20 protein-coding genes are annotated in these 21,387 nt (G+C 69.1%); 8 read left to right on the top strand and 12 right to left on the bottom strand.

What is annotated here, in order from left to right:
- Positions 1–56 precede the first annotated feature (56 nt).
- Entirely contained in the window at positions 57–1,301 is a 1,245-nt protein-coding gene (locus tag AB4Y94_RS13310) for a D-alanyl-D-alanine carboxypeptidase family protein (RefSeq protein ID WP_441728310.1), read from the top strand.
- Between the two features lie 74 nt (positions 1,302–1,375).
- Entirely contained in the window at positions 1,376–3,187 is a 1,812-nt protein-coding gene (locus tag AB4Y94_RS13305) for a DEAD/DEAH box helicase (RefSeq protein WP_441728309.1), read from the top strand.
- Positions 3,188–3,240: 53 nt separating this feature from the next.
- Here AB4Y94_RS13305 and AB4Y94_RS13300 read toward each other — a convergent pair whose 3' ends face one another.
- Positions 3,241–4,470, bottom strand: a complete 1,230-nt coding sequence (locus tag AB4Y94_RS13300; protein ID WP_441728308.1) for a trans-sulfuration enzyme family protein — start codon at positions 4,468–4,470, stop codon at positions 3,241–3,243.
- Between the two features lie 106 nt (positions 4,471–4,576).
- On the opposite strand from AB4Y94_RS13300, the gene AB4Y94_RS13295 reads away from it, so the two are divergent.
- Both AB4Y94_RS13295 and AB4Y94_RS13290 read left to right on the top strand, forming a co-directional pair.
- A complete protein-coding gene (locus AB4Y94_RS13295; RefSeq protein ID WP_441728307.1) occupies positions 4,577–5,056 on the top strand; it encodes an Lrp/AsnC family transcriptional regulator in 480 nt (159 codons plus the stop codon).
- Between the two features lie 141 nt (positions 5,057–5,197).
- On the top strand, positions 5,198–6,094 hold the full coding sequence (locus AB4Y94_RS13290) for a DUF72 domain-containing protein (RefSeq protein ID WP_441728306.1): 897 nt from the start codon (positions 5,198–5,200) through the stop codon (positions 6,092–6,094).
- 295 nt (positions 6,095–6,389) lie between these two features.
- Here the strand turns inward: AB4Y94_RS13290 and AB4Y94_RS13285 are convergent, their stop codons facing one another.
- The 6 genes from AB4Y94_RS13285 to AB4Y94_RS13260 form a co-directional block, all read right to left on the bottom strand.
- Entirely contained in the window at positions 6,390–6,593 is a 204-nt protein-coding gene (locus AB4Y94_RS13285) for a cold-shock protein (protein WP_026851477.1), read from the bottom strand.
- A gap of 207 nt (positions 6,594–6,800) precedes the next feature.
- Entirely contained in the window at positions 6,801–7,646 is an 846-nt protein-coding gene (locus AB4Y94_RS13280) for a DUF3097 domain-containing protein (RefSeq protein ID WP_441728349.1), read from the bottom strand.
- A 290-nt stretch (positions 7,647–7,936) separates the two neighbouring features.
- Positions 7,937–11,422: an error-prone DNA polymerase gene (locus tag AB4Y94_RS13275; RefSeq protein ID WP_441728305.1), complete on the bottom strand. Its 3,486-nt coding sequence runs from the start codon at positions 11,420–11,422 to the stop codon at positions 7,937–7,939.
- 14 nt (positions 11,423–11,436) lie between these two features.
- Positions 11,437–13,044, bottom strand: coding sequence for a DNA polymerase Y family protein (locus AB4Y94_RS13270; RefSeq protein WP_441728304.1), 1,608 nt, complete (start codon positions 13,042–13,044; stop codon positions 11,437–11,439).
- Complete coding sequence (locus AB4Y94_RS13265) at positions 13,041–13,778, bottom strand: hypothetical protein (protein ID WP_441728303.1); 738 nt, start codon at positions 13,776–13,778, stop codon at positions 13,041–13,043. Before AB4Y94_RS13265 ends, AB4Y94_RS13270 begins: the two co-directional genes overlap by 4 nt.
- Before the next feature lie 68 nt (positions 13,779–13,846).
- Positions 13,847–14,701, bottom strand: coding sequence for a slipin family protein (locus AB4Y94_RS13260; RefSeq protein ID WP_441728302.1), 855 nt, complete (start codon positions 14,699–14,701; stop codon positions 13,847–13,849).
- Between the two features lie 138 nt (positions 14,702–14,839).
- On the opposite strand from AB4Y94_RS13260, the gene AB4Y94_RS13255 reads away from it, so the two are divergent.
- Positions 14,840–15,538 carry an SOS response-associated peptidase gene (locus AB4Y94_RS13255; protein WP_441728301.1) on the top strand — a complete coding sequence of 233 codons (699 nt, stop codon included), beginning with the start codon at positions 14,840–14,842 and terminating at the stop codon, positions 15,536–15,538.
- A 13-nt stretch (positions 15,539–15,551) separates the two neighbouring features.
- On the opposite strand, the gene AB4Y94_RS13250 is transcribed toward AB4Y94_RS13255, so the two are convergent.
- Positions 15,552–15,950 (bottom strand): PPOX class F420-dependent oxidoreductase, encoded by a 399-nt coding sequence (locus tag AB4Y94_RS13250; protein WP_441728300.1) that lies wholly within the window; start codon positions 15,948–15,950, stop codon positions 15,552–15,554.
- Between the two features lie 116 nt (positions 15,951–16,066).
- Entirely contained in the window at positions 16,067–16,552 is a 486-nt protein-coding gene (locus AB4Y94_RS13245) for a Dps family protein (protein ID WP_441728299.1), read from the bottom strand.
- An 81-nt stretch (positions 16,553–16,633) separates the two neighbouring features.
- Here AB4Y94_RS13245 and AB4Y94_RS13240 point away from each other — a divergent pair, with 81 nt between their 5' ends.
- Together AB4Y94_RS13240 and AB4Y94_RS13235 are read left to right on the top strand one after the other, a co-directional pair.
- Positions 16,634–17,155, top strand: a complete 522-nt coding sequence (locus tag AB4Y94_RS13240; protein WP_441728298.1) for a DUF6328 family protein — start codon at positions 16,634–16,636, stop codon at positions 17,153–17,155.
- A 64-nt stretch (positions 17,156–17,219) separates the two neighbouring features.
- Positions 17,220–17,384 (top strand): hypothetical protein, encoded by a 165-nt coding sequence (locus AB4Y94_RS13235; RefSeq protein ID WP_441728297.1) that lies wholly within the window; start codon positions 17,220–17,222, stop codon positions 17,382–17,384.
- 425 nt (positions 17,385–17,809) lie between these two features.
- On the opposite strand, the gene AB4Y94_RS13230 is transcribed toward AB4Y94_RS13235, so the two are convergent.
- Entirely contained in the window at positions 17,810–18,442 is a 633-nt protein-coding gene (locus AB4Y94_RS13230) for a DUF1345 domain-containing protein (RefSeq protein WP_441728296.1), read from the bottom strand.
- Between the two features lie 87 nt (positions 18,443–18,529).
- On the opposite strand from AB4Y94_RS13230, the gene AB4Y94_RS13225 reads away from it, so the two are divergent.
- On the top strand, positions 18,530–19,498 hold the full coding sequence (locus AB4Y94_RS13225) for a DNA topoisomerase IB (protein ID WP_441728295.1): 969 nt from the start codon (positions 18,530–18,532) through the stop codon (positions 19,496–19,498).
- A gap of 274 nt (positions 19,499–19,772) precedes the next feature.
- Here AB4Y94_RS13225 and AB4Y94_RS13220 read toward each other — a convergent pair whose 3' ends face one another.
- Together AB4Y94_RS13220 and AB4Y94_RS13215 are read right to left on the bottom strand one after the other, a co-directional pair.
- The gene (locus AB4Y94_RS13220; RefSeq protein WP_441728294.1) at positions 19,773–20,516 is read right to left on the bottom strand and encodes an esterase/lipase family protein; all 744 of its coding nucleotides are present in this window, start codon (positions 20,514–20,516) and stop codon (positions 19,773–19,775) included.
- Positions 20,517–20,524: 8 nt separating this feature from the next.
- On the bottom strand, positions 20,525–21,319 hold the full coding sequence (locus AB4Y94_RS13215) for an alpha/beta fold hydrolase (protein WP_441728293.1): 795 nt from the start codon (positions 21,317–21,319) through the stop codon (positions 20,525–20,527).
- Positions 21,320–21,387: the final 68 nt, after the last annotated feature.

The following is a 21,387-nucleotide window of genomic DNA, read 5'->3' as shown; positions in this document are numbered from 1 at the left end:
GTCCCACCCCGCGGCGGCGCGGCATCCGTTCAGAGTCCGCTGGGTAGAATCGACGGATGCCACTGCCCCGCCCGACGCTGACCCGCCGCCAGATCTACCGACGCCGCCGGATCACCGTCTTCAGCTCACTGGCCGTGGTTCTGACCGGGCTCTTCTACGGCCTGGGCACCGGCCTCGCACCGGTACCGGCCGTTGCCGCATCGCTCACCCAGCCTCCCGCGCTCACCCAGCCGGCGGCCGCACCGGCCTGGCCGAGCTTCGGCGACGGCGCCATAGGAGCTGTCGGCTATGCAGGGGTGCTCGCCTCGAACGGTGACCAGGGCCCGGTACCGATCGCCAGCATCACCAAGATGGTGACCGCGCTGGTGATCCTCCAGGCCAAGCCGCTCGGTGGCTCAGAGGACGGCCCCGACATCACCTTCACCGACAAGGACGTCGACTACTACTACGACGCGCTGGCGGAGGACGGCTCGGTCGCCCCGGTCGTTGCCGGCATGGTGCTGAACGAACGGCAGGCGCTGACCGCGATGCTGCTGCCGTCGGCCAACAACTACAGTCACTCGCTGGCCGTGTGGGCCTACGGCTCTGAGGACGCCTACCTCGGCGCGGCGGCGGGCTGGCTGAAGGACGAGGGACTCATCGGCACCACGGTGGCCGACACCAGCGGCATCTCCCCGGACAGCGTGAGCACCCCGACGGACCTGGTGGCGCTCGGCAAACTGGTGGTTGCCGACCCGGTCCTCTCGGCGATCGTGGCCCAGCCGACCGCGGACCTGCCGACGATCGGCACGGTCACCAACACCAACAAGCTGCTCGGCAAGCACGGTGTCGACGGGATCAAGACCGGCACCACAGACGAGGCCGGCGCCTGCCTGCTGTTCTCGGCCGACTTCACGGTGGGAACGCACACGATCACCCTGGTCGGGGTGGTCCTGGGCGGAGACACCCACCCGGAACTGAACTCGGCGATCGCCGACCTGATCGACAGCGTGGAGCCGGGCTTCCGGGAGGTCACGCTCACCGAACCCGGTACCGTGTACGGGTCGTACACCACCGCATGGGGCCAGACCGCGCGCGCGGTCAGCGCGAAGGCGGCATCCGCTGTGGTCTGGTCTGACACCCCGGTCACCGGTGCCGCGTCGGCCAAGCCGGTGCCGCTGGCCGACAAGGGCGACACCGTGGGCTCCGTGGACTTCGCGGTCGGCGCCAGCACGGTCAGCGTGCCGCTGGTGCTTGACCGCACGCTGAGCGACCCCGGTTTCGGGTGGCGGCTCGGCAACCCGGGCAAGCTGAGCGGCTAGTTCTCCCGCCGCGGCCTGCCGGTCGGCGGCCGCCGGTCATCGATTGTCAGCGGGACTTGATAGGTTCTTATGAAGTGAATACTCCGCCTGTCTTCGGTCCCGCCCCGGGGACCAGTGCAGCCGAGCACCTTCCCCCGTCCTTCCCCGAGCGTGCGGCGTGGGGAACCGCCAGCAAGCTGCGCGCCTGGCAGGCCGAGGCGCTCGACGCGTACTTCGTGCACGAGCCGCGTGACTTCCTCGCCGCCGCCACCCCGGGCGCCGGCAAGACCACGTTCGCGTTGCGGCTGGCCGCCGAACTCCGCGCCCGCCGGGTCATCGACCGGATCACCGTGGTGGCGCCGACCGAGCACCTGAAACGGCAGTGGGCGGATGCCGCTGCTCGCGCCGGCATCCGCCTCGACCCGTCGTTCCGGAACGCCCACGGGCGGTACGGCAGCCACTTCCACGGCATCGCCGTCACCTACGCGCAGGTGGCGGCGCGTGCGGCGCTGCACCGGGAACTGACGCAGTCCTCGCGCACCCTGGTCATCCTCGACGAGGTGCACCACGGCGGCGACGCGCTGAGCTGGGGCGACGCGATCCGGGAGGCATTCGAACCAGCCACCCGGCGGCTGTCGCTGACCGGGACCCCCTTCCGCTCAGACACCTCACCGATCCCGTTCGTGACCTACCTGCAGGATCAGCACGGCATCCGCTTGTCCCAGACGGACTACAACTACGGCTACGGGCGCGCCCTCGAAGACGGCGTGGTGCGGCCGGTGATGTTCATGGTCTACGCCGGGCACATGCGCTGGCGCACGAAGACCGGCGACGAGATGGAGGCCAGGCTCGGCGAGGGCAACACCCGAGACATCACCTCGCAGGCCTGGCGCACCGCGCTGGAGCCGACGGGGGAGTGGATCCCGGCGGTGCTGCGCTCGGCGGACCGCCGGCTCACCGAGGTGCGGAACGGGATCCCAGACGCGGGGGGACTGGTCATCGCGACCGACCAGACCACCGCGCGCGCCTACGCCGAGATCCTGCAGGAGATCTCCGGGGAACCGGTCACGATCGTGCTGTCCGACGAGAAGGAGGCCAGCGACCGGATCGAGCAGTTCTCGCACAGCACCAGCCGGTGGATGGTCGCCGTGCGGATGGTGTCAGAGGGCGTCGACGTGCCGCGCCTCGCGGTCGGGGTCTACGCCACCAGCGCTTCCACCCCGCTGTTCTTCGCGCAGGCCATCGGGCGGTTCGTGCGCGCCCGGCGCCGCGGTGAGACCGCATCGATTTTCCTCCCCGACGTGCCGGGGCTACTGGCGCTGGCGAATGCGATGGAGCTGGAGCGTGACCACGCGCTCGACCGACGGAACCGTGATGAAGACGGCCTGGAGAACCCCGAAGACGCCATGGTCGCCGACGCCAACCGCCAGGAGAAGGCGTCGGAGGACCTCGGGCAGGCCGATTTCACCTGGGAGGCGCTCGACTCCCAGGCGACCTTCGACCGGGTCTTGTTCGACGGCGACGAGTTCGGGCAACTGGCCGAACCGGGCACCGATGAGGAGCTCGATTTCATCGGCATCCCCGGGCTGCTGGAGCCCGAACAGGTCTCGGAGCTGCTCAGGCAACGGCAGGCCCGACAGTCCCGCCGCGCCGACGACCGGCGCAAGAACCAGCCGCCCGGCGTCGACGCACCGGAAGAGCCCGCTGCGCTGTACCGCACCCTCAAGGAACAGCGCGCGCTGCTCAACAGCCTGGTCGGGATGTGGGCGAAGCTGTCCAACGAACCGCACGGTATGGTGCACGCCGAACTGCGGCGGATCCTGGGCGGACCGGCGGTGGCGCAGGCCAGCGTCACCCAGCTGCAGAAGCGGATCGACCTGCTGCGCCGGCGGCTCGGCCGCAGCTAGGGCGCCGGTCGCGCCGGTCGCGCTCGACCCGAAGAAACGTAGCCCTCGCTGGGTCAGGCGCCTCGCAGCGCCAGAGCGGGCGCACCAGACGCGTCCGCGGCATCCGGCACCACCCGGTCGAGCGCCTGGAGGATGTCGGCGATGAGGTCATCGGCGTGCTCGAGGCCGATCGAGATGCGCACGATCCCGGCGCCCGGCTTTGCGCTTGCCTCGACCGGGCGGTGGGTGAGCGACGCCGGGTGCTGGACCAGGGAATCCACCCCGCCGAGCGACACCGCATGGGTGATCAGCGCGCATCCCTCGACGAACCGCGCGGCGGCGTCGTACCCGCCCGCGAAGTCCAGGGCGACCAGCGACCCGGCGCCGGCGCTCTGCCGGCCGATCAGTCCCTGTGGGTCCTGGCCGGGCAGCCCCGGGTACAGTACACGTGCCAGCGCCCGGTGACCGACGAGCCGGCCAGCCACCGTACCGGCCGTCTCCTGCTGGGCGCGCACCCGCACCGGCAGGGTGCGGAGCCCGCGATGCAGGAGGTAGGCCGCGAACGGGTGCAGCAGCCCGCCGGTGAGCGCCCGCACCTGCCGCAACCGCACCATCCACTCGGCGGGCCCTGAGATGGTGCCGCCCATCACATCGCCGTGGCCGCCGAGGTACTTGGTCGCGCTGTGCAGCACGAGTGTCGCCCCCGACTCGATCGGGCGCTGCAGCACCGGCGTCGCGAAGGTGTTGTCCACCAGTACGGGAACGTCGCCGGCGGCATCCGCTATCGCACGGATGTCGGTGATCTCGAGGGTGGGGTTCGCCGGCGACTCGAGGATCACCAGCCCGGTGTCCGGCTGGATGGCGGCGGCGACCCCGCCGGGTTCCACCCAGGTCACCCGGGTGCCGAGCAGGCCCGTCGCGAGCACGTGGTCGGTTCCGCCGTACAGTGGACGCAGGGCGACGATATGCGGCGTGCCCGCGGCGACGGCGGCCATCAGGACGGCGGACAGCGCGGCCATGCCGGTGGAGAACGCGACGGTGCCTTCGGCGCCCTCGAGGGCGGACAGGGAATCTTCGAACCGGGCAACACCGGGCTGCCAGAGCCGCTGGTACACCGCCGACTGGCCGGGCATCAGCTCGCCGCCGGTGGCCAGGTTCTCGTAGGAATCCCCGCCGATCCCCACGCCCGCAAGCGGGTTGGTGGTCGAGAGGTCGATCACCGGAACGTGCGAGCCGCCCGCGGCGACCCCCTCCATCCCGGCGTGGACGGCGATGGTCTCGATATGTGGCGACGATGGCAGCATGGTCTGACAGAAGCAGGTTCTGTGCCCGTGCGCAAGGGCATCCGAAGACCCTGCAAACCGCCTCTCTGCATTCGCATAAGCTTGCAGCGGATAGGAGCACGCCCCCATGGATTCGAAGAAGCCCGATCTCGACCGCGTGGATCGCGCGCTGCTGCGCGCACTGTCGGTGAACGCCCGGGCGTCCGGTGCAGCCCTGGCGTCCGAAATCGGGGTGGCCGAGTCGACGGTGTCGTTGCGGTTGCGGCGGCTGCAGCAGCTCGGACACATCCGCGGCTACCGCGCGAACATCGACCTCGCCGCGCTCGGGGCGTCACTGCAGGCCCTGATCGCGGTGCGGCTGGCCAAGCACGCGCGCACCCAGATCGACGACTTCCGTAATTCGGCGCCGCACTGGCCGGGTGTGATCGGGATGTTCCATGTCGCCGGCGCCGATGATTACCTGCTGCACGTGGCGGCGGTGGACGCGTCGGATCTCCGCGATTTCGTGCTCGAGCACCTCGCGGAGCATCCCGCCGTCGCCCACACCGAGACCAACCTGATCTTCGAGTACGTCGACGGCGACGGCTGGCAGGACCTGGTCAAGTAGCCCCCTGACCCTGCCCTGCCCCTTGCTTCCCCCTTCCCCCTTCTTTCCCCTTCCCCTTCCGCGAGAACGCACTCGTTGGGGTTATGCGACCCGGATAACCCCAACGAGTGCGTTTTCGCGGGGGGTGGGTAGCGTGGGGGGATGAGTGAGAGCGGCGGCGGGCGGAAACCCGAGTTGCGGATCGGCATCTCCGGGTGGCGATACCCGCCGTGGCGCGGTGTGTTCTACCCGCGCGGGCTCCCGCAACGACGGGAGCTTGAGTTCGCCGCCGGCCAGCTCAACTCGATCGAGATCAACGGGTCGTTCTACTCGCTCCAGCGGCCAGAGAGCTACCTGCGCTGGCGCGCCGAGACACCCGACGGTTTTGTCTTCGCCGTCAAGGGCCCCCGCTACATCTCCCACATGTTGCGCCTGCGGAACGCTCGCACCGCACTGGCGAACTTCTTCGCATCCGGTGTGCTCGCCCTCGACGACCGGCTGGGCCCGGTGCTCTGGCAGCTGCCGGAGAACCTCCCGTTCGACGAGGAGCAGCTCGCCGGATTCTTCCGGCAGCTGCCCCGCAGCACCAGGGCGGCAGCCGAGCTGGCCCGCGACCATGACGACAAGGTCGATGGTCGCACCTTTCCAGCGGATGACGCTGCATACGATCTCGCGGACCGCCCGCTCCGCCACGCGCTGGAGGCCCGTTCGCCCACCTTCGTGGATCCGCGGCTGGCACCGCTCCTCCGCGAGCATGACGTCGGCCTGGTGATCGCGGACACCGCCAAGCGCTGGCCGATGTTCGACGACGTCACCAGTGACTTCGTATACCTGCGCCTGCACGGCGCCGAGGAGTTGTACGTGTCCGGCTACACCGACGAGCAGCTTGAGCACTGGGCGGAGCGGGTGCGGGGCTGGACGGCCCGGGGACTGGACGTCTACGCCTACTTCGACAACGATGCGAAGGTGCATTCGCCGTTCGACGCCCTCGGGCTGAGGGGGAAGCTCGCCGAGCCGGAGCCGGAGCCGAAGCGGACGGGCAACGGAGACGCCGCCTGAGGCGGGCCGTGCCGCCGGGCAACGCCGAGGTGCCCAGATCCGCTGTGGAATCGCGTCGCACGCAGCAGATCTGTGCAAATGGGCGACGGTATCTGCCAGCCTGCCGCCCTTTCACGGCGACCAGGCCGGCATGCGGTAGTTGCGCCGCTGCGCGGGGGGCACACCTGGCGCATAACGGCGCAGCTACCGCATTCCGTTGGCGACGCCGCGCCGCGAGGTCACTGGTTAACGAGGCAACGCCCCCGCCGAAGCGGGGGCGTTGCCTGCGGTTCTAGAGAACCGGGACTCTAAGGATTTAGAGGCCGCGGATGTTCTCGGCCTGCGGACCCTTCGGGCCCTGCGTCACCTCGAACTCAACCTTCTGGTTCTCATCAAGCGACTTGTAGCCGCTCGAAGCGATTGCGGAGTAGTGCGCGAACACGTCGGCGCTTCCGTCGTCGGGTGCGATAAAGCCGAAGCCCTTTTCAGCGTTGAACCATTTCACGGTACCTGTTGCCATTATGAAACTCCTCCAGGAGTGTTAGATCGGTCCCGACTGTCGGGACCGCTCGTCGCGGTATTCGTCGTCCGCTTCCGAAAGGAATGTGGCGCACAGACCGGGGTCAATGCGTTTTAAGACGTGCAAGCACTACAACTTCTTGACAGACTCTATCCCACCCGGCTGGGAATAACACCCCCTTTGAGAAAAAGTCTTTTCGTCGGCGTGTCAGCTACCGGCGTCGACGGTCACGAAGTCGATCAGCTGCTCGACCCGGCCGAGGAGGGCCGGCTCGAGATCGGCGAACGTGCGCACCTGGCCGAGGATGCGCTGCCAGGCGCGGGCGATGTCGGCCTGCTCCTCGTGGGGCCAGCCGAGGGACGCGCAGATGCCGTGCTTCCATTCGATCGTGCGCGGAATCGTGGGCCACGCGACGAGGCCGACCCGCGCAGGTTTCACCGCCTGCCAGACGTCGACATACTGATGCCCCACGACGAGCACGTGCCGTCCGTGCGGTCCGCGCGTCACGGCGTCCGCGATGCGGCTCTCCTTCGAGCCGGGCACGAGGTGGTCGACCAGCACCCCGACCTTCCGGGTGGGCCCGGGTTGGAACTCGGCGATCAACTCCGCCAGGTTGTCCACGCCCTCGAGGTATTCGACGACGACGCCTTCGATGCGGAGGTCGGCGCCCCAGACCTTTTCGACCAGTTCCGCGTCGTGGCGGCCCTCGACGAAGATGCGGCTGGCGCGGGCGACCCGAGCCGGGGCATCCGCTACGGCCAGCGAGCCGGATGCGGTGCGCGCGCGCGCTTTCGTTGTGGTCATGGTGGGGTTCACCAGCACGACCGGGGCGCCGTCGAGCAGGAAACCGCTGCCGAGCGGGAACAGCCGCAGCTTGCCGTGGCGGTCTTCGAGGGTGACGATGTTCTTCTCCACCCGCACCACCGCCCCGCAGAACCCGGTGGCGACCTCTTCGATGACGAGGTCCCGGGTGGCTTCCTGGGTCGGAATCCGGGTGCGGCCGGCGTCACGCCAGCCGGGGGAGAGTACGTCCTGTCCGTAGCGGTCATCCATCACCCGATCGACGTTAGCCGAACCAGCCGATGTGCGGGCGCGGGTTGAACGCCATTGCGCGGGTTGAGTTCAACCAGCGAAGCGGCGTTCGACCCGCGCGTCAACGGGTTCGACGACGGATGCCCTGCGTTTCGGCCAGCGAAGCGGCGTTCGACCCGCGCTAAACCTCGGTCTCAGACCGCCAGGTCAGCGTCAGTGCCGTCTGGGCCACCTCGGGCTTCCGGCCAGCCTTGGGCTGACCGGTGGTGGCTGCTCGATCGTCGACTGGAATGCGCCATCGATTGAGATGCTCAGCGGAAGTCGCGGGAGGCGACCTGCGCGCTGATCGTGAGGGTCTCGAACTTGTCGACGACGAGGTTGATCACGCCCTCCGGGGAGCGCTCGAGGATGCCGCGCACCACCAGGGCGGGGGATTCCCGGGCGATCCGGCGGTAGTGGTTCCATACCCCGGTGCCGGCGATCACGTTGAGGGTACCGGTCTCGTCCTCCAGGTTGATGAAGGTGACCCCGCCCGCTGTTGCCGGCCGCTGCCGATGGGTGACCACGCCGCCGACCTTGATCCGGCGACCGGTCTCCTGGGTGGCCAGCTGGTCGATCCGGAGCGCCCCGCGGGCCTCCAGCTGCTCCCTGGCGTGCCGAATCGGGTGGTCATCGGTGGAGATCCCGGTGGACCAGAGGTCGTAGACCACCTGCTCCGCGGCGCTGAGTATCGGCAGCAGGGGCGGTTGCACCGAAACCACCGAGCCGCTCAGGTAGCTGGCCTTGTCCTGCGCGGCGTCGCCGGCGCTCCACAGCGCCTCCCTGCGCTCCAGCCCGAGCCCGGCGAACGCCCCGGCGGCGGCGAGCGCCTCGAGCTGCTCGGTGTTCAGTCCCACCCGGCGGGCGACGTCGGCCATCGACCGGTATGGCCCGTACTCGGTGCGTTCGGCGACGATGCGCTCGGCCAGCGCCTGCCCGATCGAGGTGACCTCGGCCAGGCCCAGCCGCACAGCGAAGGCGCCGTCCCGTCGATGGTCGGCCGTGTCCGGGGGAAGCGACCGGTCGAACAGGGGCACCGGGGGCTGCACCGGGTCAAGGCAGCGGTCCCGGCCGACCGGCCGGGTCTCGACCGGCTCGACCACCTCGACCACCGGGCGGGTCTCGACCGGCTCGACCACCGGTTGTTGAGCCTGTCGAAACACCACCACCGGCTCCAACCCGGCATCCGCTCCCGAGCGCAGGATGTCCGGCCGGAGCACCTCGACGCCGTGCCGCCGCGCATCCGCTACCAGCGACTGCGGCGAGTAGAACCCCATCGGCTGGGCGCGCAGCAGGGCGGCCAGGAACGCGCCGGGGTAGTGCAGCTTCAGCCAGGAACTCGCGTAGACCAGCAGGGCGAAACTGATCGAGTGGCTCTCGGCGAAGCCGAAGTTGGCGAACGCCTCGATCTTCGCGTAGATGTTGTCGGCGACCTCACCGGTGATGCCGTTGCCCGCCATGCCTTCGTAGAGCGTGGCCTTGAGCGTGGAGATCTTCTCGATGCCGCGCTTGGAGCCCATCGCCCGGCGCAGCAGGTCGGCGTCCTCCCCGGTGCAGCCGCCGACGGCCATCGCCATCTGCATCAGCTGCTCCTGGAACAGCGGAACGCCGAGGGTGCGCTCCAGCACCGGTTCGAGTTTCGGATGCAGGTAGGTCACCTCCTCGGTGCCGAGCTTCCGCCTGATATACGGATGCACCGCCCCGCCCTGGATCGGACCGGGCCGGATCAGGGCGATTTCGACCACCAGGTCGTAGAACCGGCGCGGCTGCAGCCGGGGAAGGGTGCCCATCTGGGCACGACTCTCCACCTGGAACACGCCGATCGAGTCGGCCCGGCAGAGCATGTCGTAGACACCCTGCTCCTCCTTGGGGATGGTGTCCAGGGCCCACTGTTCACCGAGGTGCTCCCGCACCAGGTCGAAGGTGTACTGCAGCGCGGCGAGCATGCCGAGGCCGAGCAGGTCGAACTTCACCAGTCCCATCCAGGCGCAGTCGTCCTTGTCCCACTGCAGCACGGTGCGGTTTTCCATCCGGGCCGGTTCGATCGGACACACCTCGCCCACCGGGCGGTCGGTGAGCACCATGCCGCCGGAGTGGATGCCCAGGTGCCGTGGGAACTTCAGCACCTGCTCGGCCAGTTCGACCACCGGCTGCGGGATGTCGTGGTCGTCGGTGGCCACCACCGGCCCCCAGCGTTCGATCTGCTTCGACCAGGCGTCCTGCTGCCCGGTGGAGTAGCCGAGCGCCTTGGCCATGTCGCGCACCGCGAACTTGGGCCGGTAGGTGATCACGTTCGCCACCTGGGCGGCGTTCAGCCGCCCGTACTTGGCGTACACGTACTGGATCACCTCCTCCCGCCGGTCGGAGTCGAAGTCGACGTCGATGTCCGGTTCCTCCTCGCGGAGGCTGGAGAGGAACCGTTCGAACGGCAGCCGGTAGAAGATCGAGTCGACGGCGGTGATGTCGAGCAGGAAGCACACCGCCGAGTTCGCCGCCGATCCCCGGCCCTGGCAGAGGATGCCGCGGCTCCGGGCGAACTGCACGATGTCGTAGACGATCAGGAAGTAGCCGGGGAAGTCCTTCGCCTCGATCACGGCGAGTTCCTTCTCGATCCGCTCCTTCACGCTGTTGTTGGAACCAGCGGCGTTGTAGCCCGGGTACTTCCGCTCCGCACCCTCCCACGTCAGCTTCCGCAGCCAGCTCATCGGGGTGTGCCCCTCCGGCACCTCCTGCTTCGGCAGCTTCGGGCGGGCCCTGCGGAGCGAGAAGGCGAGCTCCTCCGCCAGCGGCGCCGTGTTCGAAACCGCCCCGGGGAACCGATTGAATCGCTCTGCCATCTCGGCACCGCTCCGCAGGTGCGCCCCGGTGCCGGCCGGCAGCCAGCCGTCCATCTCGTCGAGGCTCCGCCTGGCCCGCACCGCGGCCAGCGCCCCGGCCAACCGGTGCTCGGAGGGGGTGGCGTAGTGCACGTTGCCGGTCGCGAGCACCGGAAGCCCGGCGTCGGCGGCCAGCCGGGCGAGCACGTCGTTGGTGCTGCTGTCCAGCGGATGCCCATGGTCGAACAGTTCCACGTACACGTTCCCGGCCCCGAACCGGTCGACCAGCCGGTCGAGCTCGCGCGCCGCGGCGTCCGGGCCGTCGGCGGCCAGCGCCTGCCGGACCGCGCCCTTCCGGCATCCGCTCAAAACCACCCAGTGGCCATCGGCCTGGGCGGCCAGTTCGTCGAGGTCGTAGACCGGTTTGCCCTTCTCCTCGCCGGCCAGCTGGGCGTGGGTGAGGGCGGACGCCAGCCGGTGGTAACCCTCCTCCCGGCGGGCGAGCACCAACAGGTGGGTGCCCTCCGGGTCGGCGATGCCGTTCTGCGGTGTGCTGAGGCCCAGGGAGAGCTCGGCGCCGAACACGGTCCTGACCTGTGGGTAGCTCTCCGCGGTCTCGGCCAGCCGCACGATCCCGTAGAGGCCGTCGTGGTCGGTGAGGGCCAGGGCGTTCACGCCCAGCCGGGCGGCCTCCTCGAGCAACTGCTCGGGGGAGCTGGCGCCGTCGAGGAAGCTGAAGTTGGAGTGCGCGTGCAGCTCGGCGTACGGCACGACCGGGCCGGCCGGGCCGGCTGCCGGCACGGCCGGAACGTACGGCTGCCGCTTGTGCGACCAGGCCGGGCTGTCGCCGCCGTCGGCTTCAGCGGGCGCGCCGGGGCGACGCTGGTCGGAGAGCTTCCGCTCCAGCTCAGACCACGGGATCGGCGGGTTATTCCAGCCCATCGGAGTTCCCTCGCTCAGTCATAGCTGCCTTCAGCCCACCAGCGGTGGTCTTCGAGCGCGAGCAGCCAGGCGTTGCCGGCCTCGTCGACCAGCTGGAAGCGGAACAGCGCACGGGCACGCTCCGGATCCCACCAGCGTTCGGTGACCGGCCACGGGCCTACCCACGCCTCAACGCCGCACAGGTCGCCCGGCACGCCGGTGGGGGAGAAACGCTCGGGCTCATCGGTCAGCAGGCCGCGATCGTCGACGTCGACCGGGTCGCCGCCGGCGCCCAGCACGGTGACCGGATGCGGCGTGGCGAACACCGTCGCCGGCGCCACGCCCGGCAGGCTCCCCGGCCACGGCTGGGACCTGGCGCGGGTGAGGACCGCGCCGTCGCCGGGCGGCCGGTCACCCCAGGGCACCAGCAGCTGGCGGTCGGCCAGCATCCGGCCGCCGCCGATCACAGCCGTGAGCACCCCCTCATGGCCGAGCATGCTCTGCACCCGGGTGAGGCCGTGGTGGATCCGCTCGTCGGGACCTGAGCCCCAGAGTCCCTGCTCGTGGTTGGCGGTGGAGTCGACGCGGTCCGGCGAGATGCGCAGCCGGGTGACGCCCGCGGACAGCCCGGAGTCGATCGCCTGGCCGCCCTGCAACTGCCAGCGCACCCGGTCAACGACATCCGTCGCACTGAACCAGCGCGGATGCAGCCAGGTGCGTTCGGAGACCTGGCCCGATTCGGTGCGCACCTCCACCACGATGGCGGTGCACACCAGCCTGGCCTCGGTGAGCGCGTCGATGAACCGGTCGGCCGACGCCCTGATCGCGAACGTCACCTGGTCGGTGCGGTCGAGGGCTGGCTCGAAGTCGATCGCGACATCGAACAGCTGGGGCGGGATACGGGCCACCACGCTCCGGCTGTCCAGGCCGCTGGCCAACTCAAACGCATGGGCGCCCGCCGCGCCGAACCGGCGGTGCACGTCCAGCGCGTCAAGGGCCGCGAAGTCGCCGAGCGTGTGCACGCCGAGCCGGTGCAGCAGAGTTGCCAGCTTGTCGTCGACGAGGATGCCGACCGGCAGCGGGGAGAGGAACCGGGGCGACGCGCCGGTCGGCACGATGCGCACGGCGTCCCCTGGCGCAGTGTTCCGGGCGGCTTGCTCCGCCGCGAACGGCCCGTCGGCGATGCCGATCCGGGCTCCGTCGATGCCGAGTTCGTCCAGGCAGCGGATGAGCGCGGTCGCGGCCTGCTCCTCGCCACCGTAATACCGGTTCGGCCCCCTGGCCCTGATGGCACAGGTGCCGGGGCGGATCAACTGCACCCCGGGCGTGGTCTCCTCGATCCGGGTGATCACCGGCTCGAAGGCGCGGGCGTCCTGGACCGGGTCATAGGGCAGCGTCACCAGATCGGTGCAGCGGTACTGGGCTTCGCGCAGCTTGAGCCCCCGCTTCACCCCGTCGCGGCGGGCGGGAAGCGAGCAGGCGAAAACGAGGCCCTTGTCGATAAGGGCGAGGGGGGTATCCGCTGCGATACCCGCCGCCTGGATCGCGGCGGTGACCGGCCAGTCGGGGCACCAGAGCACGATCGTGCGGGTCAGTGCCGTACGGGTCGGTGCCGTGGGGTGGTGTGCCGTGGACACGGTCACCCCGCTTCGCGCAGCGCGGGCACGGCCGTTGGACGCATCGGCCCGGCACCGGACTGCCCGGCCGGGGCGGCGCGGAACTGCTGCTTTGAGTCCGGCAGCCAGAGCCGGGTGCTCTGGGGCCGGTCGAACCCGCGGTTCCCGACCGAGGCGACGGTGACCTCGCGACCGGTGAGGTAGCCGTGGCCTCGGCCGAGGCCGCTCCAGCGGCTGGACTCCAGGCGCAGCACGGCATCGCTCTGCGGCCATCCACCCATCACGATCAGGGTGCAGCCACGCTGGCGGAGGCGGGCGCCCAGGCGCGCGACATCAGCATCCCGGGTGCGGAGCGACGGCCTGATCACGACCACGCTGAGCACATCGACCAGGGCAGCGGTGACGGTGAGCCACTGGTCGCCGGGCGCCGGCACCAGCACCAGCCGTTCCAGGTCGATGCCGAAGCGGGTGGCGGCTTCGGCGCCGAAGTCCGGTATGCCGACCACCCCGCACCAGGCGCCGCCCTGCGACGGACCGGCCAGGAGCGCCATCACCAGCGTGGTCGAGCTCTCCACCGAATATGCGGCGCCCTGCCGCAGTGCCCCGCCGGGAAGAATGTCAGCCAGGGCTGGCAGGGTGGGGAGGGTCCTGGTCTCCAGTTTGGTGGCCTGCATACTGGAGATACGCTGCTGCAGTGCCGCCACCTGGCTCAGCGGACCAGGCCCGGGCGCAGGCTCCGGAACTGAAACGGCGAGCGGCATGGACATACTTTATGTTCGAACATATCTTCGAAGAAGTCAATTGCCGATGTGCTTTTTTCCCGCGTGGCTCAGGGCGATCCCGGAGCCCCGCGCAGCTTCTCCGGCGAGGGCTGAACCAGTGAGCTGATGTCGTCCGGGGTCTTGACCGAACTGGCCGCGGATTCCCGCGCCAGGAACGATCCGAGCTCGCCGATAGTGCTCATCAACGGGGCCGGGAACACCACGACGGTGTTCTTGTCCACGCCGATTTCGACCAGGCTCTGGAGGTTCCGCAGCTGCAGGGCCAGCGGATGCGCCATCATCGTGTCCGACGCCTCACCCAGCGCAGCGGCGGCCAGCGACTCGCCCTCGGCGGCGATGATCTTGGCCCGCTTCTCCCGCTCCGCCTCGGCCTGCCTGGCCATGGCACGCTTCATCGAGTCCGGAAGCAGGATGTCCTTCAGCTCAACCAGGGTCACCTCGACACCCCAGTCGAGTGTCTGCACGTCGAGGATCTCGCGGATGTTCACGTTGAGGATATCCGTCTCGGCCAGGGTCTCGTCCAGCGTGTGCTGTCCGACCACCTTGCGGAGGGTGGTCTGGGCGATCTGGTCGATCGCCGCGTGCACGTTCTCGATGGCGATCACCGATTTCACCGGGTCGACGATGCGGAAGTAGGCGACCGCAGAAACGCCGACGCTCACGTTGTCTCGGGTGATGATGCCCTGGGACTGGATCGGCAGCGTCACGATCCGCAACGACACCCGGTGCAGCACATCGACCGCCGGGATGATGAACCGGAGGCCCGGCGCTCGGGTGCCGGTCAGCCGGCCGAACCGGAGCACCACACCCTGTTCGTACTGCTTGACGACCTTGATGGACATGGCCAGAAGGATGATGACCACGATCAGGACGATGACCAGGATGATAATTGCAGCGACCATGAGGGCTTCATCTCCACCGGCGCGACAGGGATCGGCACCGTCTGCCCTTATTCTCCTCCTCCAGCCGACCATCCGCCACGACTCCCAGCCAGCGCGCAGCGTCGGCAGGGCACCGCTGCGGCGCGATAGCCTGTCGCTATGTGTGGTCGATTCATCATCACCGATACGGCGCCAGACCTGGTTGCCATGTTCGACGTCGAAATCGAGGGGGAGAACCTCCCCGACCCGTCGTGGAACGTCAAGCCGACCGAGCGGATTCCGATCGTGCTCGAGTCGGCGAAGCAGGACCCGCCGGTGCGGCGCCTGGAGGCGGCTCGCTGGTCGCTGGTGCCGTCGGGTTCACCCGACCTGGCACTCGGCTACCCGACATTCAACGCGCGCGCCGAGTCGGTCGGCCAGAAGCCGGCCTTCGCGCCGTCTCTGGCGGCCACACGGGCGTTGATCCCCGCCACCGGCTACTTCGAATGGCACACAGAAGGCGCCACCAAGACGCCGTACTTCGTCGCCTCCGACGACGGCCTGCCCCTGGCGTTCGCCGGGCTGTACTCCTGGTGGCGCAATCCGGCGCTGTCCGACACTGACCCGGCACGCTGGGTGCTCACCGCCACCATCCTCACCACAGACGCGCACGGACAGCTCACCGAGATCCACGAGCGGATGCCGGTGGCACTGCCCGAAGAATGGTGGGACCAGTGGCTCGACCCGCGCATCGTGGGCGACCAGGCGCTCGTCGACGCGGCGGTGCTGGCCTCCCGCGCCCTCACCGAGACCCTCGACTTCCACGAGGTGGGAAAAGTCGAGGGCAACGGGCCGGAACTCATCGAACCGGTGCGCTGAGCCGCCCCGACGCTCAGGAGGGCGTGACCCGGAGCAGCACGCGCTCCTGGCGACCCGACCTGCCCAGTCGCTCGATAAGCATGAAAATGCGGTATTCGAGCCCGTACTTTCGGCCGAACACCGAGGTGAGGAGGCGGCGACTGCGTTCGTCGTCAGCGATCGATGCGATTCCGGCCACAGTGTCGGCATCATCGGCGACGCGCCCCATCCGGGTGCACGGCCTCATCTCGATCCGTTGATCGTTGCGCAGGCGCTTCACCTTCCCGCTCTCCCGGGGGGTGGTGACTATCAAGTCCTCGCCGTCCCGGGCGATCCAGACCGGTGTTGACACCGGCTCGCCCGACTTGCGGAATGTGGTGAGTGAGACGAACCGCTCGTCGGCGAGGGCGGTGAAGGATTCAGTGGCGGGCATCCCCACACCGTAAACCCGTTAGCCCCTCCGCGGTGACACATCCGCATCCGCTTGACGCGGAATGCGCCGGAGCACGAGAACATCACCAATGGGGCGCGTGAACACAAAAGGCTGGGTCAGGACTTCTTCGCGGCCTTCGATGACGCGGACTTCCGGGGCGTGCGGTTCTCGGCGCTGACCATCCAGGAGAACTGTTCCAGCTTCTCGATGAACGCGTGGAACAGGTCGGCGGTGGTGGGGTCTTCCTCATCCACCTGGTCGTGCACGGCGCGAATGTTGTCGACCGTCGCGTCCAACCGTTCGGTGATCAAGTCGACGGCATCCGCGGTGTCCACCTCGCCTTCCGGGAAGGCGGGGAGGTGCGAATTCTTGGCCACGGTGGCGCTCCGTCCGTCGGGCAGCGCCTCCAGGGCTCGCATCCGTTCGGCCAGTTCGTCCGAGAAGACGCGTACCGCCAGGACGATCTCATCCAGCTGCAGGTGCAGGTCGCGGAAATTCTTGCCGACGATGCTCCAATGAGCCTGCTTGCCCTGCACGTGAAGGTCGATCAGGTCGACGAGTACGGATTGCAGGTTCTTGCTGAGGGTCGCTGACGCTTGCATTTTTTCCTCTCACACGGATGTTTCGCTCGGTGGACATCACAGTAGCCCGACTTCTATGGACCGGACAGTAGCATGTGGTGAATGAGCCAATCAGGGGTACAACGGTCGGATCACACGGGTGCGAACGGGGACGCGCTGCCCGGCGACGGCCGCAACGAGACGGCGAACGAGCGGCTCGACCGCAACTGGGATTCGCTCCTGCAGGAGCTGCGGGTGACCCAGACCGGTACCCAGATCATCGCAGGATTCCTGCTCACGGTGGCTTTCCAGAACCGGTTCACCGACCTGGACGACTACCAGGTCACCGTGTACCTGGTCCTGGTGTGTGTCGCCGCCCTGACCACCGCCCTCGGGCTGGGTCCGGTGAGCCTGCACCGGCTGTTGTTCCGCCGGCGGGCGATGGAGCAGATCGTGAGGATCGGGAACATCCTGGTGCGCGCGACCCTCGCCGGTGTGGCCCTGGTCCTCACCGGAACGGTGCTCCTGATCTTCGACGTGGTGCTGGGCCGCGCCGCGGGTTTCATCGCCGGGGGAGTGGTGCTGGTGATCACCGTCCTGCTGGGGTTGATTCTGCCGCGCACGGTGAAGCCCCAACCGCGCTGACCCGGTACGCTCGAGGTACCGGCCTGTCACAGATCGCCGGCCGCCCCACCGAAAGGACCTCCTCATGAACGTCGTCGCCTTCATCGTCGCGTTGGCCATCTTCGTCCTCGGGTTCTGGCTGTTCGGCCTGGCGTTCGCCGTCACCGCCTTCCAGCTGGAGATCTTCTTCGGCGGCATTCTCTGCGTGGCCCTTGCCGTGGCCATCCCGGTGCAGATCCTCCGCGACTAGCCTCCGCGCCCGGCCATGCTGGGCAATCCGGGACCGGGGCAGGTTGGCTCGCATGACGCCGATTCGCATGCCCCCGGACGGCACCGACCGGCCGCGGCCGTCGCGCTGGCGACGGCGGTCTGACGTCGTTCGTCCTGGTCGCGCTGAGCGGATGCGCCGCCGGCGGTTCGGCGCCTCCGGGTGACGACGGCACGGCTGGCGCAGCCGCGGCATCCTTTGCCCGTACGCTTACCGACGCCGACGGTGCCGGCGCCTGCGGCCTGCTCGCGGCGACGACCCGGACCACGCTCGAATCAGAGTCCGGTGCGGGGTGCGCCGTACGGCCGAGCCGCCCAGGCGAACCTGGCGGAGGACGTCGAATTCCTGACACTCGAAAACGGTCGGTGGCGGATCACCGCGGCGGGTTGCCGCGGTGGGCGGCTGAGCTAACCGCCGAGCCCGGCGAGCAGGTTGATCAAGGTCGCCAGGATGACCGTGCCGAACACGTACGACAACAGTGCGTGCCGGAGAGCGGTCGCCCGGACAACGTGGGTCTGAAGGTTCGTGTCGGAGACCTGAAAGGTCATACCGAGCGTGAATGCCAGGTACGCGAAGTCGGTGTACTGGGGCGGTTCAGTCTGGTTGAAGTTCACGCCACCGTCCGGGCCCCCGTAGTACAGCGACGCGTAGCGCAGGGTGAACAGTGTGTGGATCAGTGACCAGGAGAGCGCGACGCTGAGCACGGCGAGCACGGCCAGTTCGACCTTCTGCGAGTTGGAGGAGGCGTGGGCCTGGATCAACAAGAACACGATCGCACCGAGACTGGCAACACTTGCCAGCAAGACGAGCAGGTCGGAGATGCCCCGATTGGGGTCCTCCCGGGTGGCGTGGCTGGCCGTACTGGCAGCGTCCATGCGCCCGACGGTGAACCAGACCCGGGCGATGTAGAGCACGCACGCCGCCGCCCAGCCGGTGATCGGTGCGACCTCCCACCCCACGAGCACGCCGGTGGCGGCGGCAACAAGCAGCCCGACGATGAGCATGAGGACCAGGCGGGTCGAGGAACGGTGGAGCTGCATACGGTGAGCCTACTTTCGCGCCCGACGCTGTCGTCGCGACGCACCGGACGTAGTCTCGAAATCCAGACGAGAAGACAGGAACAACGGATGCCACGACTCCGGCGCAGCAATACCGCACGACCCGGCTATGCCAGGGTTCGCTCAGGGCGCGGCTTCAGCTACCGGGACGCCACCGGCGCCACAGTCACCGACCCGGTGGTGCGGAAGCGTTTCGCCAGCCTGGCCATCCCGCCGGCATGGACGAACGTCTGGATCTCCCCCTATCCGAACGGTCACATCCAGGCCACCGGCGTCGACGATGCCGGCCGGCGCCAGTACATCTACCATCCGCAGTGGCGCGCGCAACGGGACCGGGTCAAGTTCGACCGCGCCCTCCAGCTCGCCGCCAGCCTGCCGACGGCACGCGGGCAGGTCACGCGCGCGCTCCGGGCCGGCGGAGCCGGCCGGGACAGCGCCCTCGCCGCCGCTTTCCGCCTGCTCGATGTCGGCTCGCTGCGGATCGGCAGCGAGCAGTACGCATCCGAATACGGCAGCCACGGCCTGTCCACCCTGCTCTGCACGCACGTGTCGGTGCACGGGAGCGTGATCGAGCTCGCGTTTCCTGCCAAGAGCGGGCAGCAATGGGAGAGTGTGATCGACGACCCCGATCTCGCGTTGTTCGTGCAGGCCCGCCTGGACCGCGGACCCGAGGCCCGGTTGCTGGCCTGGCAGGACGGCTCAGAATGGCGGGAGTTGTCTGCGCCCGAGATCAACGATTTCGTCCGGGAGCGCACCGGCGGCGCATTCACCGCGAAGGATTTCCGCACCCTCCGCGGCACAGCCGCCGCGGCGGCGAGCCTCGCGGTGCACGGCCCCGAGCGCACCCAGCGGGCGCGGGCAGGCGCGGTCCTCGAGGCGATGCGTGAGGCGGCATCCGTTCTCGGTAACACCCCCGCGATCGCCCGCAAGAGCTATGTCGACCCTCGGGTGGTGGACCATTATGTCGCCGGCGTGACCATCAACGCCGCGCGGATCGCGTCGGTGGAGTCGGAACTCGTGGCGCTCCTCGGCGGCTGAGCCCTTCGCGCTGCGGATTCCTCCAACCGCTGCGGGCACGCGGGGCTCGCGTCATTCGCTTCGCGCTGAGGATTCGTCCACGCGCGCATGGCCTGCCACCCGCGCGTGGCAGAATCCTCAGCGCGAGCGGTTGCCGCCCGTGCGGCACGGGCCGTGGTGGGCACCCGGCCGGCGAGAGCTATCGCCCGGCGCCTCGGTCGCCCGGCGCCTCGGTCGCCCGGCGCATCAGCCGCCCGGGGCGTGAGTCGCCCGGGGCGTGAGTCGCCCGGGGGCGTCAGTCGCCCGCGGCCGCCACGACCGCGCGCAGGAGCTGCGGGTCGCCGACGATCCGGAAGTGCCCGGCCACGGGCAACTCGATGTTCACTGCACCCGCGAGTTCGCTGCCACCCGGAATGTGCGGGTCGAAACTCCCAAAGATGGATGTGATCCGCACATTGACGGTCAGTTCGTTCATCAATTGCCGGATCGTGGCATCCGTCGGGGCGAAGGCGCGGAGGCTCGGCAACACCGTGTACCGTGCCAGCGACGATCCGGAGAAGGGTGTGGCGACGGCAATCATCCGGTCGATGCGCGCCGTGCCGGGAGACGTGGCCTCCTCAGCCATCAGGTACTTCCCGATCAGGCCGCCCTTGCTGTGGGCCACAATGATGACGTCGTGCAGGTCCCGTTCGGCGAGGAGGCGAGCGACCACGTCCGCGGCGGCGACCACGGTTGCCCGGTTACGGCCGAGGTCGGTGACCACGTGCAGTGGATGTCCGTTGGCGTGCAGTGCGTCGGCAATGGGTCGCATGAACTGCCAGGTTTCATAGATGCCGGGGAGCAGAACGACCGGCTGCCGGCCACCGAGGGACCAGTCCGCCGCCTCCCCGCCGCCGGGCCCGCCACCACGAGGACCGCGCAGCAACCCCCGCAGTGACCCGCGCACCTGCCAGTAGCCGACATAAATGTAGTCGATCGCCCAGAACCAGGCCTTGCCGAGGACGTTCAGGGGGCCCTGACCCCCACGCTTGACGGTCATGCGCGTCCTCAGGACTCCGCCTGGCTGCCCCGGGCGGTATCGGGAATGCCCGCGTGGACGAGAAGAGCGAGGGCGACGGCGGGCGCCCCCGAGTGCTGAACCACATGAGCCGACCCGGCCACATCGAGCCTGGCGCACCGGGACACGACGCTTTCGATGTGCTGGACCCAGTCGCCAGGGGCGACCGGGTCCACGCCGCCCCGGATCAGGAGCACGGAGGCGCTCACCCGGCCCAGCCGCTCGACCATGGGGTAGCCGAGCATCACCGGCAGCTCGGTCAGGTACCAGCGCGGCCCGCACCGGAGGTAGTCCGTCAGGACCATCCAGTTGGCGATCAGCGGTTCGGCCAGAACGTCGCGCGCCAGGCGCACCGCCTGTCCCACCGCCGTCGGTGCCGCCGGGTCGACAACCGGCCCCATCAGCACGATCCGGTCGGTGAGTGCCGGGTCCTGCACCGACATCTCGGTGACGATCTGGGTGCCCATCGAGTGACCGACCAGCACCGGGCTGGTCACACCGGCTTCGGCGAGGAACGCCCTGATCAGGCCGGCCAGGTCTTCGACGCTGAGCTGGCGACGCGGATGCGGCTTCGGCGACCGTCCGAAACCGGGCATGTCCACCGTGAACACCGTCGAGTGCGACGCCAGTTCCCGGGCGAGGCGCATGTAGTAGCGCGAGGACACGCCGATTCCATGCACGAGGACGAACGCTGGGGCGTCAGCCGTCTTCGGCGCCGCCTGGAATCGACGGATCACCAGGGTCAGGCCGTCCCGCTGGAAGCGGTGCTTGCTGTAGTCCTTCACACGGTGCCCTTCACATGTCTGGTCGGGTCGTCGCTCACCTGTCGTGGCGTACGTGGCAGAGCTTAGGC

The sequence above is a fragment of the Glaciibacter sp. 2TAF33 genome, from assembly GCF_052114945.1.
Lineage (GTDB): Bacteria > Actinomycetota > Actinomycetes > Actinomycetales > Microbacteriaceae > Cryobacterium.
This window is presented reverse-complemented; position numbering and strand designations above follow the sequence as displayed.

Excerpts from the sequence above, each read along its gene's own strand:
- AB4Y94_RS13310 (WP_441728310.1), top strand. The coding sequence starts at position 57 with ATGCCACTGCCCCGCCCGACGCTGACCCGCCGCCAGATCTACCGACGC.
- AB4Y94_RS13300 (WP_441728308.1), bottom strand. The coding sequence starts at position 4,470 with ATGCTGCCATCGTCGCCACATATCGAGACCATCGCCGTCCACGCCGGG.
- AB4Y94_RS13295 (WP_441728307.1), top strand. The coding sequence starts at position 4,577 with ATGGATTCGAAGAAGCCCGATCTCGACCGCGTGGATCGCGCGCTGCTG.
- AB4Y94_RS13290 (WP_441728306.1), top strand. The coding sequence starts at position 5,198 with ATGAGTGAGAGCGGCGGCGGGCGGAAACCCGAGTTGCGGATCGGCATC.
- AB4Y94_RS13285 (WP_026851477.1), bottom strand. The coding sequence starts at position 6,593 with ATGGCAACAGGTACCGTGAAATGGTTCAACGCTGAAAAGGGCTTCGGC.
- AB4Y94_RS13280 (WP_441728349.1), bottom strand. The coding sequence starts at position 7,646 with ATGGATGACCGCTACGGACAGGACGTACTCTCCCCCGGCTGGCGTGAC.
- AB4Y94_RS13275 (WP_441728305.1), bottom strand. The coding sequence starts at position 11,422 with ATGGGCTGGAATAACCCGCCGATCCCGTGGTCTGAGCTGGAGCGGAAG.
- AB4Y94_RS13265 (WP_441728303.1), bottom strand. The coding sequence starts at position 13,778 with ATGCCGCTCGCCGTTTCAGTTCCGGAGCCTGCGCCCGGGCCTGGTCCG.
- AB4Y94_RS13260 (WP_441728302.1), bottom strand. The coding sequence starts at position 14,701 with ATGGTCGCTGCAATTATCATCCTGGTCATCGTCCTGATCGTGGTCATC.
- AB4Y94_RS13255 (WP_441728301.1), top strand. The coding sequence starts at position 14,840 with ATGTGTGGTCGATTCATCATCACCGATACGGCGCCAGACCTGGTTGCC.
- AB4Y94_RS13250 (WP_441728300.1), bottom strand. The coding sequence starts at position 15,950 with ATGCCCGCCACTGAATCCTTCACCGCCCTCGCCGACGAGCGGTTCGTC.
- AB4Y94_RS13245 (WP_441728299.1), bottom strand. The coding sequence starts at position 16,552 with ATGCAAGCGTCAGCGACCCTCAGCAAGAACCTGCAATCCGTACTCGTC.
- AB4Y94_RS13240 (WP_441728298.1), top strand. The coding sequence starts at position 16,634 with ATGAGCCAATCAGGGGTACAACGGTCGGATCACACGGGTGCGAACGGG.
- AB4Y94_RS13235 (WP_441728297.1), top strand. The coding sequence starts at position 17,220 with ATGAACGTCGTCGCCTTCATCGTCGCGTTGGCCATCTTCGTCCTCGGG.
- AB4Y94_RS13230 (WP_441728296.1), bottom strand. The coding sequence starts at position 18,442 with ATGCAGCTCCACCGTTCCTCGACCCGCCTGGTCCTCATGCTCATCGTC.
- AB4Y94_RS13225 (WP_441728295.1), top strand. The coding sequence starts at position 18,530 with ATGCCACGACTCCGGCGCAGCAATACCGCACGACCCGGCTATGCCAGG.
- AB4Y94_RS13220 (WP_441728294.1), bottom strand. The coding sequence starts at position 20,516 with ATGACCGTCAAGCGTGGGGGTCAGGGCCCCCTGAACGTCCTCGGCAAG.